The 14,001-nt window shown below is 58.1% G+C and carries 9 protein-coding genes and 1 pseudogene; 8 read left to right on the top strand and 2 right to left on the bottom strand.

Annotated features, from left to right (window positions below):
- Positions 1-35 precede the first annotated feature (35 nt).
- Positions 36-1,442, top strand: a complete 1,407-nt coding sequence (locus HNP46_RS00820) for a hypothetical protein (protein WP_184585607.1) — start codon at positions 36-38, stop codon at positions 1,440-1,442.
- Here the strand turns inward: HNP46_RS00820 and HNP46_RS00815 are convergent.
- Both HNP46_RS00815 and HNP46_RS00810 read right to left on the bottom strand, forming a co-directional pair.
- Positions 1,439-1,921, bottom strand: a complete 483-nt coding sequence (locus tag HNP46_RS00815) for a restriction endonuclease (protein WP_184585606.1) — start codon at positions 1,919-1,921, stop codon at positions 1,439-1,441. The two genes, HNP46_RS00820 and HNP46_RS00815, sit on opposite strands and share 4 nt — an antisense overlap.
- A 4-nt stretch (positions 1,922-1,925) precedes the next feature.
- The gene (locus tag HNP46_RS00810; protein WP_184585605.1) at positions 1,926-4,295 is read right to left on the bottom strand and encodes an ATP-dependent DNA helicase; all 2,370 of its coding nucleotides are present in this window, start codon (positions 4,293-4,295) and stop codon (positions 1,926-1,928) included.
- Positions 4,296-4,359: 64 nt separating this feature from the next.
- Here HNP46_RS00810 and HNP46_RS00805 point away from each other — a divergent pair, with 64 nt between their 5' ends.
- The 7 genes and pseudogenes from HNP46_RS00805 (at position 4,360) to HNP46_RS00775 (ending at position 13,929) form a co-directional block, all read left to right on the top strand.
- Positions 4,360-4,986 (top strand): hypothetical protein, encoded by a 627-nt coding sequence (locus HNP46_RS00805; RefSeq protein ID WP_184585604.1) that lies wholly within the window; start codon positions 4,360-4,362, stop codon positions 4,984-4,986.
- A 126-nt stretch (positions 4,987-5,112) separates the two neighbouring features.
- Positions 5,113-7,758: pseudogene (locus tag HNP46_RS00800) on the top strand (ribonucleoside-diphosphate reductase subunit alpha); the annotation flags it as partial.
- 171 nt (positions 7,759-7,929) lie between these two features.
- The gene (locus tag HNP46_RS00795; RefSeq protein ID WP_184585602.1) at positions 7,930-10,056 is read left to right on the top strand and encodes a single-stranded-DNA-specific exonuclease RecJ; all 2,127 of its coding nucleotides are present in this window, start codon (positions 7,930-7,932) and stop codon (positions 10,054-10,056) included.
- Positions 10,057-10,073: 17 nt separating this feature from the next.
- Positions 10,074-10,847, top strand: a complete 774-nt coding sequence (locus HNP46_RS00790) for a guanylate kinase (protein ID WP_184585601.1) — start codon at positions 10,074-10,076, stop codon at positions 10,845-10,847.
- 166 nt (positions 10,848-11,013) lie between these two features.
- Entirely contained in the window at positions 11,014-12,033 is a 1,020-nt protein-coding gene (parM, locus tag HNP46_RS00785) for a ParM/StbA family protein (RefSeq protein ID WP_184585600.1), read from the top strand.
- Entirely contained in the window at positions 12,030-12,581 is a 552-nt protein-coding gene (locus tag HNP46_RS00780; RefSeq protein WP_184585599.1) for a hypothetical protein, read from the top strand. The genes parM and HNP46_RS00780 overlap by 4 nt, the downstream gene beginning before the upstream one ends.
- A gap of 4 nt (positions 12,582-12,585) precedes the next feature.
- Positions 12,586-13,929, top strand: coding sequence for an IcmP (DotM) (locus HNP46_RS00775; RefSeq protein WP_184585598.1), 1,344 nt, complete (start codon positions 12,586-12,588; stop codon positions 13,927-13,929).
- Positions 13,930-14,001: the final 72 nt, after the last annotated feature.

Raw genomic sequence — 14,001 nt, 5'->3', positions numbered from 1 at the left:
TAGAGAATCCCGGAACTTCCGAGAGAGTCCACGACATGCCAGAAGCTGCTGAAAACACGGTTATCCAAATTGCCGACCACCGTCAGAGCGCCTCGGTGCGCAGCGAGATCGTCGCCGCGCAGAACATGCTCAAGATGATGTCGTGGGACATGCAGGTCACGCAAGTGCTCAAGCTTTGCGACCTCGCTCCCACTCAGTCGATCCTCGCCGAAGGCGCTACCACCAAGGAAGGCAGCATCGCCGCCTCCGCCGGCCACAAGACCATCCAGGCCCTGGTGACTATGCCTGAAGCCGACGGTGGCCTGGGCATGGACTGGAACAATTTCCTCGAAAAGGCGTCTGCACAGGTCGCCTTTACGCGCTACCAGCTCCCGTCCAACCTGACCTATCAGGAGATCAACAACCAGGTTGCCGATTGTGCATCCGTGTTGGGCCGCCTGCCGGAGACGGCCGCTGAATTCAACATGACCGTGCAAAAGATCCTAAAAGGACGCATCAGCGAGCAGGATCGTGAGCATGCCGCCAGCCGCGCCGAAAGTGATGCGCGTGTTCGCGGCCTGATGCGTGAGCTGGCCGACGAGACCCAGAAGGTGGTCACGTTGGGCACTGAGCTCAAGCAGGTGCGAGATGAGTGCACCAACCGCATCCAGACCATGACGCACGAGATGGCGCTGCGCATGGAGAGCCAAGAGAGCGAAACCAGCCGCAAGATCCAGGCTGTACGGGCCGAGCAGGACGCCAGCATCGCCAATGCTGTAGCGGCGGTGCGCGTAGAATTGCTGCGCCAGGTCGAGAGCGCCAAGGGTGAAACAGCCTTGGCCAGAGCTGAGGTGGAAGCCCTCAAGGGCAGGATCGCCAGTGGCGAGCTGGTCGACGCCACCAAGCTCAAGGACGCCGAAGCCCGTGTTGTCAGTCTTCAAACGGTAGAGCAGAGCCTGCGCGACCAGATCGGCGTGCTGAACCTGCAGCTGGATCGATCTAAGATGACCGAGCAGGAGCTGCGCGAGGCCAATACGCACCTGGAGTCGCAACTCGACAACAGCCGCCGAGAAATGGCCTCGATGGAAGCCAAGGTCGCCGAACTGATGGAGAAGCGCCTCAACGCCAGCGACTTCGTTGTGCTGCAGGAGCGACTGAACATCGCGAAGGCAGCGTCCGAGGCCTACCATGCTGAAGCTCTGGAGCTGCGTGGCCAGGTTGCTGAGCATGCTCACCTGACCAAAGAGATGCAGATGAAGATCAGCATGTCTGCCGGCCGCTACAAAGAGCTGAAGGGCCAGATGGAGACCGCCATCAAGAACCTGAAGCAGGATGTGGAGCGTCTACAGGGTGATCTGGTGAGCGAGACCCGTTACCAGGCGCAGATGAAGGTAGCGCTGGCCGTCATGTCCGGCCTGTCAGTGATCGCCGCAGCCATCGGCGCCTGGGCAACCTTCGGCTAACGCTTATCAACGATATCCTGGCCGGCAATGAGCTTGATGGGCTTGTTGCCGACCCAGGATCGAGCGTCTTTGGTGAAGCCCGTCAGTGCCACGATAGCCACTGCATCAAACTGATGGGCGTACATCACCCCGTACATCTCGCGAACGGTCATCACCCCGACCTTCGACTTCCAGTGCTTGCACTGCACTAGCGTAGTCTTGCCGCCTTTCTTGAGCAGCAGATCCATCCCGCCATCGGCGCCGCCCAGACCCATCATTTTGACCTTGTAGCCCTGCTCCAGGAAGTACTCAGCGCAGTAGTGCTCGAAGTCCTGCCAGCTCATCGATTTGAGAGCGGAGATGCCTTTCCTGCGGACACGACGGTACTTCCTCCGCCTTCTGGTGCCGAACAGGCATTTGAAGACAAAGTCCAGGACGTAGATGAGGGGGAGGCCGGCTAGGAATAGCCAGACCAGGTAGAGTTCTTCCCTGTGCGCCATGTCGTCAGCCGGGTGCGACTGTCGATTCCTTATCGGCGCCCCTGAGGAGATTCAATCCCAGATTATTACCACTATTGCCGAGGGCCTGGAAGAGTTTGTTGTTGATTTTACTAGCAATTCCCTCGGCAATGAGGAATGCCAGGTGGTTCTTCCTGTCGTGCTCTTTGACGTTCTGGATCGCCTTGTAGAGGGTCTGCCTCGACCCCACGACATAGCCGTCACGCTTGGCGCGAGAAAGCGCGGTGAACAGCCAACGGCGGGTCAGCTGGTGTTCATGCTCCTTAGGGAGCACGATGATCACCACCTGCGCCTCTGACCCCTGCATCTTGTGGCATGTAGCTACCCAGGAGTGCAGCAGGTCGCGGTAAAGGTCGAAGGAGAGGTTAAGCAGCCGGTCGCCGAAGTCGATTTCTACGGTGCGGTTGGCCTCATCAAAGTTAACGATGACACCTACGTCCCCGTTTTGCAGATCGAGGTCGTACCGGTTGGTCTGGAAAGTGATTCGGTCGCCAATGTCGTACTGGATGCGCCCGAGCTTAACGCCGTTTTCCCCTGCAGTGGGGTTGAAGAACGACTTGATGTACTGGTTGAGCGAGGTCACCCCTGCATCGGAATACCGGTTCGCGGAGATGATCTGAATGTCTCGCGGGTCGGTGCCTCGCACCTCGATCTCATGCTTAACGATCTGGCCAACCTGGTATTGGATATCCTGGGTGGACTTGGTTTCGACCAAGTGCAGGTCGCTGTTCGGCCTGTCGAACTTGGGCATGTAGCCGTTCAGGATGCTGTAGACACCCTGGATGATTGCGCTTTCCTGGGCAAAGCGGTGGGGCGTGGTAAGCCTGACCGCAGGAATGTACCGGGAATCCAGCAAGTCCTTGAGCACTGAGCCGGCTTCGATGGACTCCAGCTGATCGAAGTCGCCGACGAGCAGAACACGCCCGCGATCTCGGCAGTGGTGCAGGCAGCGTGCGGCCAGGGGCAAGTCCATCATCCCCAGTTCATCCATGATCAGGATGTCGTCGGGGCCGAAGGTGTTCATCATCGAGGACGAGTTTGGGGATAGCCCCATCAGGCGGTGCAGCGTATAGCACTTGATCCCGGTGGAGTCCTGCATGCGCTTGGCGGCTTTGCCGGTGGGTGCAGCCATGAGGATGCGGCCCTTTGGGGCAATCCGCCTGATCATCTGGGTGATCGCAGCAACAGTCGTGGTTTTTCCGGTGCCGGGGCCCCCAGTCAGGATCGAGGTCTTCTGGGTGAGTGCCAGGTAGACCGCAGCCATCTGCTCGTCACCGAGCTCGCGAGTCTCCCCTTCGACCACAACCTTGTTGTCGATCATCTCGAAGGGGATGTCATAGGTGATGTCATCGAAGCGCCTGACGATGGTCTCTGCCATCAGTCGATCAACATCGTACAGTTTGCCCAGGGATACGGTGTCTTCGCCGTAAAGCCGGCGCTGATCGGCGCGGCCTTCGGCAATGTGCTCAAGAATGCACTCTTCAACCCACTCAGGCTGGAGGTCTAGAGCAGTCGACGCCATCTCGATGCAGTAAGCAAAGGACTCTGCAGCGTGCCCTCGTTTGCCGAGGAGCGCATCCAGATAGTCCGAGACAGTTCCGGCGGGATCTGCATAGGCACGATCAAAAACCCCAGCCGCATGAAACACCTGCCGCTCCACACCAGCCTTGAGCTTCGCACGCCGGGTGTAGTCGAAGGGGGCACTGTTGCTGAATCCGCCGTTTTGGCCCCGGCAAAAATCGACGTAGCGCTCGGCTTCGTTAAAGTCCAGACCGTTCAGCATCATCACGCGAATATACTGCCACCCCTCGCGCAAGATAGTTGCTTCTTTAATCAGACGCCGCATCTTCCAGTCGGGCAGCTTGAGAATTCTCTGCACAACTTCAGGAGCATCAACAATTGCGGAAAACGTCAACTCGCCGTAGATATCATAAACATCATGGATTCGATTCAATCCGTCTATTCTACGGTTTTCAAGGAATGCGAATCTTGGAGAGTTACATGCCTGATAGGCAAACGCCTTGATCCCAAAGGTCACCAGTGGGAGGACGCCTTTCACCTGGATGCTTGCAGGGGAGCCAGCTGGCGCAGGCTCAACCAGGGCCAGGTAGTTTCCGGGCTCCGGGGGCTGCAGGCCATCGTCCAGGCACGCGGAAAACCATTCGTCCCGGCCCAGGGAAGGGTGGAACAGAGAGACAGATGGAAGATCATCCGTATATATCTCTCGGAGAGGTTTGATCCTATAAGAGCCTTCGACAATCCCCACATCAATAGCAAAAGCCCACTCAACTCGCCCGGCTGTCAGCTCGGGGAAGTCGGTAACTTCACTAAGGGTTGGTGGAGTAATATCATTCATTGTTAAGATCATCTGTCAGACAACTTTGAGCATATCACTAGAGATTTTGCAGGGTGTACTTATTGTGAAGTTGAGAACCCTCCTGAAATGCCTTGGGATTGCAGTAGCCGCCGGCACCCAACCTGCTTGGGCTGGGGTGGAGCCTTTGGGTGACCCTGAACCCTTCAAAGACCCCCTGGTCTTCATAGGCGACGTACTGGCGCCGGCCGGGAACCTGGTGTACTGGGTGCTCCCATACCCAGAAGATACGCAAGGCAGGGCTGCCGTAAAGCAGTACCTGGACGTCTCGCACAGCAACAATTACCGCGAAAATCCCTTGGCCATCCAGATCCGGATTGCCGGCCTGGAGATTCCGCAGCTCGGCGAAGACACCTCCAAAGACCTGATGAATGATGACTATGCAGGTAAGTCTGAAGCCAAGATCGATGCCATGGCGGCCGGGCACACGTATCAGTTCACCTGCTATGGGGCGTACAGCAACAGAGTGGTGCCGTACTGCAGCTTCGTAGACCACAACGGTGTGAGCCTTGGGGTCACTGTGCTGGAGCAGGGCCTCGCCGTTCCCGGCGCTCCCGCCGGCCTCGGTGACCATGCAAGCGCTGCAGAGCTGCAAGCCGCGCAGAAGCGGGCACAGGATGCTCAAGTGGGCGTCTGGAAGCCATTTCACTTCCTAATGCGTGGGCTTAAGTGAGGGTTTGAGCGGTTGCTGAGCGAGACTCCTTTAGTGATATATTGCGGAGATGATTCGCCTGGATTTCCGGGCAGGGCTTAGGGCGCCTGCGATGGTCGCAGCGCTTACACAAAAGGGTTGAGCATGCTCACAGTAGTTAAGCGGGACGGTGCGACCACCGAATTCAACGACGACAACATCGCCCGTGCGGTGACCAAGGCCTTCGTCGAAGTGGAAGGCGAGAGCGCCCGCACTTCCAGCCGGGTCAAGAGCATCATCGCCGAGGTGATCAATGAGGTGCGCCGCGTAGGCAGCAACCTCGAATCCCTGGGCGTCGAGCAGATCCAGGATCTGGTGGAAGTGACCCTGATGAAGCTAGAGCCCAAAGTGGGCCGTGCCTACATCATCTACCGCCAGCGCCGCAGCGAACTGCGCGGTACCGAGCCCGAGGCGAAGAAGATCACCTACGTGAACGCCCTAGGCGAACACCACCCGGTCACCCTGCAACTGATCAAGGGTTATCTGTCCGACTGCACGAAAGGCCTGAAAAATGTCGACGCCGGCCTGATCGCACGTTCGACCATGCAGAACGTCTACGATGAGGTGAAATGGGACGATCTGGTCTCGGCGATCAGCATCACCATTCGTCCGCTCATCGAGCGCGAGCCGGAGTACAGCTACCTGGCAGCGCGTCTGATTGCCAAGGGCCTCAAGCTCAGCTCCAGGGCGTTCCTGAAACTGCAGGACGACGCCACCTATGCCGATGACCTCAAGGCTGCCCTGCACCACGGGGTGAGTATCGAGCAGATCGACCCGAAACTGGTCGACGGCCGCTTCGACTTGAACAAGCTCGGCGCCGGGATCAAGAAAGATCGCGACGGCCTGTTCGACCTTCTGGGCATCCAAACCCTGTTCGACCGCTACTTCCTCCACGACGATGACAATCGCTACGAGCGTCCGCAAGTCTTCTTCATGCGTGTCGCCATGGGCCTGGCGATTAATGAGGATCACCCGACCGAACGCGCCCTGAGCTTCTACGAGCTGCTGTCGTCTCGCGACTACATGACCTCGACCCCGACGCTGTTCAACGCCGGCACCATGCGTCCGCAGCTGTCCTCCTGCTACCTGACCACCGTGCCGGACGATCTGTCAGGCATCTACCACGCCATCCACGACAACGCCATGCTGTCCAAATTCGCAGGCGGCCTGGGCAACGACTGGACTCCTGTGCGCGGCCTGGGCTCCTACATCAAGGGCACCAACGGCAAGTCGCAGGGCGTGGTTCCCTTCCTGAAGGTAGTGAACGACACCGCCGTCGCCGTGAACCAGGGTGGTAAGCGCAAGGGCGCTGTCTGTGCCTACCTGGAAACCTGGCACGTAGATATCGAGGAATTCCTCGAGCTGCGCAAAAACACTGGCGATGACCGCCGTCGTACCCACGACATGAACACCGCCAACTGGATTCCCGACCTGTTCATGAAGCGTGTCTTCGAAGACGGCAAGTGGACTCTGTTCACCCCGTCGGAAGTCCCGGATCTGCACGACCTGTACGGCAGTGCCTTCGAAAAACGCTACGAGCACTACGAGCAACTGGCCGCCGCCGGCAAGATCAAGCTGTCCAAGGTCATCCAGGCCAAAGACTTGTGGCGCAAGATGCTGTCGATGATCTTCGAAACCGGTCACCCGTGGTTCACCTTCAAAGATCCGTGCAACATCCGCAGCCCGCAGCAGCACGTTGGCGTGGTTCACAGCTCGAACCTGTGCACCGAGATCACCCTGAACACCAACAAGGACGAGATCGCGGTCTGCAACCTGGGTTCGATCAACCTGGTCAACCACATCGTTGACGGCAAGCTCGACGAGAAGAAGCTGCAGAAGACCGTACACATCGCTGTGCGCATGCTCGATAACGTCATCGACATCAACTACTACGCCGTTGATGCTGCCAGGAACTCGAACTTCAAGCATCGTCCGGTCGGCCTGGGCATCATGGGCTTCCAGGACGCGCTGTACCTGCAGGGCATCCCGTATCGCTCTGACCGTGCCGTCGAGTTCGCTGACTCCTCGATGGAAGCGATCAGCTACTTCGCCATCCAGGCCTCCTGTGATCTGGCTGAAGAGCGCGGCTCCTACGAGACCTTCGATGGCTCCCTGTGGTCGCAAGGCGTTCTGCCGATTGACTCCCTGAAGAAGATGGTCGACGACCGTGGCAAGAAGTGGGTCGAAGTGGACACCCATTCCACCAAGGACTGGATGACCATTCGCGGCCGGGTGAAGAAGGGGATTCGTAACTCCAACATCATGGCCATCGCCCCGACGGCGACTATCGCGAACATCTGCGGCGTGTCTCAGTCCATCGAGCCGACCTACCAGAACCTGTTCGTGAAATCGAACCTGTCCGGTGAGTTCACGGTGATCAACGAGTACCTGGTCAATGACCTGAAGTCCCGTGGTCTGTGGGACACCGCCATGGTCAACGACCTGAAGTACTACGACGGCTCCGTGCAGCAGATCGAGCGTATCCCGCAAGACCTGAAAGACCTGTATGCCACTGCCTTCGAAGTTGACGTGCGGTACCTGATCGATGCCGCCTCGCGCCGTCAGAAGTGGATCGACCAGGCTCAGTCGCTGAACCTGTACATCGCAGGGGCGAACGGCAAGAAGCTGGACACGACATACCGTATGGCTTGGTTCCGTGGCCTGAAGACCACCTACTACCTCCGTGCATTGGCCGCGACCAGCACTGAGAAGTCGACCATCCACACCGGTAAGCTCAACGCCGTGTCGGCTGGCTAAGGCCTCAGCAAGGAAACCGCCAGGCTTGCCTGGCGGTTTTCGTTTTGAGGGGGGAGTCTGTACCTCAAATCACGGTGATCTAGCCGTGATTTGAGGTACAGCCTCAGGGGTGCCCGGCGGGTGCTCCCGTGCAATAATCAGTTAAATGTGACATCTGAAGAGTAGTTCATGAGTCAGAAGCCCATCATCGAACGTACCCCTGTCGCAGGAGCGCAGCTACACGAGCATCCGTTGATCAACCGGATTCTGCTCAACCGTGGCGTCACGTCGCTCACCGACATCGAGTATGACTTGAGGCGCCTGCACGACCCTTTCCTGCTCATGAATATGCGCCTGGCTACAGAGCTGCTCGAGGTGCACATCAGGCGCCGCAGCAAGATCGTGATCATCGGCGACTTTGACTGTGACGGTGCTACCTCCACAAGCATCATGGTTGAAGGGCTGCGGATGATGTACCCGAAGTCCTACGCCGGCACCAGGACAGATATCCAGTTCCTGATCCCTGACCGTAAGGCCCATGGCTACGGCCTGACGCCGGGCATCGTGGCCATGGCCGCTGAGCTGGAGCCCGATCTGATCATTACGGTAGACAGCGGTATCGCCAGCTTTGATGGCGCCACTGCGGTTGCTGAGATGTACAAGGACGATCCAGATGGCCGAAAGTGCGACCTGCTGATCACCGACCATCACCTGCCGGCGGACAATGGGCTGTTGCCTGAGTGCAAGACCATCGTGAACCCGAACCAGGACGGCTGCCCCTTCCCAAGCAAGTCGATGGCAGGCTGCGGCGTGGCATTTAGCACCATCATGGCGCTTCGCACCTTCCTTCGTGAGAAGGGCTACTTCACTGAGTTCGAGATGGAGCAGCCCAGTATCGGCCGACTTCTCGACCTCGTCGCCCTGGGCACGGTCGCTGACGTAGTGGCCCTGGATTACAACAACCGCGTCCTCGTCGACGCCGGCCTCAAGCGAGTTAGGGCAGGGCATGCACGCCCAGGGCTTAAAGCCCTGTACGAGATTGCCGGTAAGAATCCTGAAAAGGCTGTTGCAAGCGACTTCGGCTTTGCTATTGGCCCCCGTATCAACGCCGCCGGCCGGCTGGACGATATGACCCTTGGGGTCAACTGCCTGCTGACTGAAGATCCAGACGAAGCAGCAAACTACGCCGCTCGGCTGCAGGAGCTCAACGAAGAGCGGAAGGACGCAGAGGCTGACCACGTTCGTGAAGCGATGCTGATCATTGACCGTCACGAGCTGGTGAACCTCAACGGTATCATCGTGTTCGACGAGACGTTCCACCCTGGTGTCGTGGGCATCGTTTCTTCCCGTGTGAAGGACATGACGAACCGCCCGAACATCATCATGACCGACACTGAGGTGGCCACGAAAGCACGCGAAGTGCGCGACAAGCTCGTCCTCAGGGGTGCCCCGAAAGAAGAGATCGAAGCTGCCACCCAGGCCCTGCTCGAATGCGACATCAAGGGCAGCGCGCGCTCGATTGAAGGCGTTCATCTCAAGCATGTGCTCGACCACATCTACAAGAAGTTCCCAGGGCTGCTGGGTAAGTTTGGCGGGCACGCCATGGCGGCCGGTGTTGGCCTCAAGTACAAGCACCTGGACGAGTTCAAGAGGGTCTTCGACAGCGAGATCGGCGCCGTTGTGACGCCTGAGATGCTTGCCGGCAGTGTGCATGTCGATACCTGTGACTTCGACCCGGATTGGCTGACCCTTGAGGTCGCTGAGATCATCCGCGACTTGGGCCCGTGGGGTCAGTACTTCCAGGAGCCGACCTTCTACGGGAAGTTCATCGTCCACCAGAAGCGTCCGGTTGGCGAGATGAAGAACCATCTGAGCATGAAGGTCTCCCTGGCCAATGACCCTCATGCCCGCCAGTTTGGGGCAATTTGCTTCAAGGCCATCAAAGACGACGGTCAGATGCCCGTGGGAGACAGCTTCGAGGCAGTTTTCCAGCTCAGCATCAACGAGTTCAAAGGGATGATTTCCGTGCAATTGATGCTGTCGAACTTGCACGATCCCAATCTCGCCCTGCATAACCAAAGACAGGAAGAGCACGCCAAGAAGGTGCGCGCTGCCGAAGCCCAGCGTCAGCAGGAAGAGCAAAGCCATCGCCAGGCGATGGAAGAGACGATCCTTGAGACAGGGGAGGCGGCGAACACCAAGTTCCGTGGCGTAGCTGCTCAGACCAAGAGAAGGCCGATCTCACAAACTCGCCTGGAGATGCAGAACCTCCTGGCGACGGTTACCGGCACAAACAAAGATTCTGCTCAGTTCTGAGCACAGAGGGTAACGACATGATTCTCACGCTGTCCGGGATGAGCACCAGTGGTAAGACCCACCTGGCAGATCAGCTGCTCAAAGAGAAGATCTTCCACAAGGCAGTGACGATGACCACCCGCAAACCGAGGGAAGGCGAGATCGACGGTGTGCACTACCACTTCGTCAATGCGCCGGCCTTCAAGCAGTTCGTGGACAAGGGTCATCTGATCGAATACGTGGAGTCGCACGGCGCCTTCTACGGCACTCCTAAGTTTGAGATCGAGCGCATCCTGGGCGAGGGCAAGTCCCCGGTGATCGTCCTGGAGCCCATTGGCGTGCAGAGCCTGCGCCAGTTTGCCGCTCAGAAGGGGCTGCCGATGATGTCGGTGTTCTTGCAGGCGGACAAGGAAATCCTCATGGCGCGCTTCTTCAAGCGCATCGAGGACGAGATGCTCAAGGGCAAGTTCGACCGCAGCATCGAAGCTGAGCGACTGCACGTCATGCTGAGCCAGGAAATGCTCTGGGGCCAGCGCTGGAATTGGGATCTCACCCTGAAGAACCTGCACGAGCCCGGCCGCTACGACATGGCCAAGAGCATGTTGGTGGCAGCCAAGGCCACCCGCCAGCCTCCGAAGGTGCAGCCTATCGCGTCGCCGTCCAACTTGAACTACACCGGGCCCGACGTGGATACGCTCAAGGGCCTGATCCTGAGTCGAATCCAGGGCACTTTGAGCGACAAGGGGTTCCTGCAGGCCGTCTTCCCGGCAAAGGTCAGGGACAGAGAGATGGACTCGGTCTACGAGATCTAAAGGAAGGGGCGAAAGCCCCTTTTTTAATGCCTAGATAAATATAAGTGCGAACCACAATAACGCCAAATATATAACTAAGCACAAGATCGACAAGCAGTTATTCTATTGTAAGCAAACTCTTGCTGATTTATATTTTCCGTTGACTTATTTATTCGAGAGTTTGTCAATGGAACAAAAACAAGTATTGTTCGCTGGTATTGATGACGGCCACCGCGACACAAAGATCGTACTCTCGAATGGTTCCAGGCTCGTCATCCCGTCGCGCGCGGCCAGCGGTGTCTTCAACAAGATTTCCATCAGCGGCTCCACCAGCGGCAACTGGGTGTACAACACAGAGGACGGGCCCTTCACGGTCGGTGACATCGGCACCTCCGAGTTCACGGCTTACGACGAGTATCCGTTCAGCGCTCAGAACAGGGTCATCGTGGCCCACGCACTGCGCCAGTTCGACCTGCCCAGCAATGTTGAAATTCATGGTGTATCCGGACTTCCGCTGAAGCGTTATTACATAGGGAATACGCCAAATAAGGCGGTAATTTCCAGGAAGCGCAAAAACCTCATGAAAGGGGATGTTGCCGGCGCTGATGGATATATCCCGCCAATTATTTCCCGGCACGATGTTATGTCCGAAGGCATCGCTGCCTGGGTAAACCAGATTCTGGTTCGCCAGCCATCAGGAAAGCTGGACTTCGACAAGGAGCGCGTGAAGCGCCGCATGGCCCTGATCGATATCGGCGGCCGCACGCTGGACATCGCCGTGATCCGTGACTGGGAGCTCGACGGTGACCGCTCCACGACCGAAGACATCGGGATGATCAACATCGTAAAGGACATTCGAGAGCGTCTATTCCACCGCTTCGAAGGCATCGAGGTAACTGACGAGCAGGTCGATGAGGCCCTGCGTACTGGTCTGATTCGCCTGTGGGGTGAGACCCATGACGTCCGCGCCTTGGTCGAAGAGGCAAACAAGGCTGTGGTGAACAAGATCCGCTCGACGATCAAGTCGTGTCTGCAGAAGTCGCATGACATCGAGCAAGTGACATTCCTGGGCGGCACCAGCCAGTACCTGGAGCGTTACCTGCAGGGGTGGTTCAGAAACCAGGTGATGGCCGAAGACCCTGTCTTCGAGAACGCCCTGGGGATGCTGAAGTTCGCGGAATACAAGATGGGTGGCGTAGCGGCATGAGACACCGGAGGGTTGTAAACCTCTACGACGAAGACCCGCTGCACCTGGAATTGATCCTCCATCTTGAAGGCATCGAAGGGCGCACCCGGCAATCGATGGAGCTGGCGCAGATGGCCCTGATCGGTTTCAGGGTTATGGCAAGGCAGGAGGGCGGTGAGGAAGCGTTCATCCGGGCACGAAACCCGGATCTCAGGCGCCTGGAAGACCTTAGGGGCAAGGTGAAGCCGAAGTCAGCACGTGAAGTAGGGCCAGGAAGGCCTCCAGAAGCGCCACCGAGGCCATCGACAGCAAAAGCAGTGGCGCAGCCGCAGAAAGTTGAGACAGGCCCAGGAAAGGGCTGGGAGAGGCCTTCACAAGCTTCGATTACTCCGATGGAACAAGCAAGTGTGATTGAAGGCCGCATTTTCGAGGTAAATGAGCCGGTCGTACCCGAAAACACGGTGACCTTGAGCGAGGGATCGCTGTTCGGGCCAGAAGAAGAACAACACGTCGATGACTACGACGAATCGAACACGCTGGCGTGGTTGCGTCAGCAGTCAGGGGACTAGGTGAATGGCTAAAGGTGGTGGTGGGCAGGACTCAAACCTGGAGAACGTCGGGATCATCCTGATCATCGTCGTTCTGCTGGCTATCTGGGGCCTGAGCCAGATCTTCTGGGTTTACGCGACCTTCTGGAAGTGGCTCCGCGTCTTGGAGGTGGGTTTCTTCGCCTTCCTGATCCCGGACTCGGTGGAGCATCTGATCGGCTTCGACTTCGAGGCCGGCCTGCGCTTCCTACTCACCTCAGACCCGGACATCCTCACGGCTGAGATTATCAGCAAGTTCGACAACCTCTACCTCTGCTTCTTCAACTGGCTGCCGGGGCTCATCATCTGCTTCTATGGCTTCAAGCTTCACATCCAGGGTGGTGATATCGCGTTCTCGGGCTGGAACATGGAGAACATCCTGCCGAAGATGGCGCCCGGCTTTAAGCACGTAAAAGACTTCATCGGCAAGCACCCCGAGAAGACGCCCCTCGACTTCTACCCGGACGACCCGGACACCTACGAGTACTCGATGGCTATGGGTGAGCGCCAGTTCGCCACCTGTGTTCCTCCGGTTGGCCTGGCCAATGCCGCACTCAAGGATAAGCGCCTCAATCGCCCAATCTGGGTGCAGGAGACCGGTGCGTTCGATGAAGAACTGGCGCGCAAGGCTTTCGACAGTCAACTCGGCCCCATGTACGCCGGCTACAACAACCTCGACGAAGACGCCAAGCGCATCACCGACCTGCTGATCGACAAGATCCTGGTGAAGCGTGATGAAGTGCTTCCATACGTCCAGGATTACCTGAAACAGGCTTACATGATCGAGAAGGCTCGCCGCGCAGGTAAGAAACAACCCAGCCGATTCCGCTACAAGACTCAGGATATTTCTCACAAGGCCCTGGCCGACAAGCTCATGGCTTTCGTGAAGGAGCAGATGGATGCCAAGTCTGATTGGCGCCCAACGGACTCGGTTGCCCGCTCTCTTTGTGCCAGTCCTTCGCTCAAAGGGGTGCTGCAGCAGGTGGTTGCCGACGAGAAGCTCTCCAAGCATGCCTTCGTGTCGACCGGCCTTATGACGCTCCTGGAGGCCGCACGGGAGGGTGCCACTCTGCCACCTCTCATCCTGCGCTGGCTCAAAGGTCGTAACAGGCCTCTCTGGTACGCCATCAGCAACGTGGGCAAGAAAACGGCGTATACGGAGTCCTCGGGCACTTGGGCCCATTGGCTGCTTGAAACCGAGTGCGGCTTTGCAGTGCCCTACCCAGAGACCACCGAAGCGATTGAAGGGCTGCGCGTTGCGCTGGGTCTGACGGCGAGGGAAGGGCAAACCCAGGATCACTCGGACGACATGTGGGAGATGGGCATATGAGAGCGCCACCGTTCACCCAGGACATTTTCGTCCGGAGGCACTTCGGCGAGGTGATCGCGGCCTTCAGCGACT

Origin of the sequence: Pseudomonas nitroreducens, from assembly GCF_014204515.1 — a bacterium.
Classification (GTDB): Bacteria; Pseudomonadota; Gammaproteobacteria; order Pseudomonadales; family Pseudomonadaceae; genus Pseudomonas; species Pseudomonas nitritireducens_A.
This window is presented reverse-complemented; position numbering and strand designations above follow the sequence as displayed.

Excerpts from the sequence above, each read along its gene's own strand:
- HNP46_RS00820 (WP_184585607.1), top strand. The coding sequence starts at position 36 with ATGCCAGAAGCTGCTGAAAACACGGTTATCCAAATTGCCGACCACCGT.
- HNP46_RS00815 (WP_184585606.1), bottom strand. The coding sequence starts at position 1,921 with ATGGCGCACAGGGAAGAACTCTACCTGGTCTGGCTATTCCTAGCCGGC.
- HNP46_RS00810 (WP_184585605.1), bottom strand. The coding sequence starts at position 4,295 with ATGAATGATATTACTCCACCAACCCTTAGTGAAGTTACCGACTTCCCC.
- HNP46_RS00795 (WP_184585602.1), top strand. The coding sequence starts at position 7,930 with ATGAGTCAGAAGCCCATCATCGAACGTACCCCTGTCGCAGGAGCGCAG.
- HNP46_RS00790 (WP_184585601.1), top strand. The coding sequence starts at position 10,074 with ATGATTCTCACGCTGTCCGGGATGAGCACCAGTGGTAAGACCCACCTG.
- parM (WP_184585600.1), top strand. The coding sequence starts at position 11,014 with ATGGAACAAAAACAAGTATTGTTCGCTGGTATTGATGACGGCCACCGC.
- HNP46_RS00780 (WP_184585599.1), top strand. The coding sequence starts at position 12,030 with ATGAGACACCGGAGGGTTGTAAACCTCTACGACGAAGACCCGCTGCAC.
- HNP46_RS00775 (WP_184585598.1), top strand. The coding sequence starts at position 12,586 with ATGGCTAAAGGTGGTGGTGGGCAGGACTCAAACCTGGAGAACGTCGGG.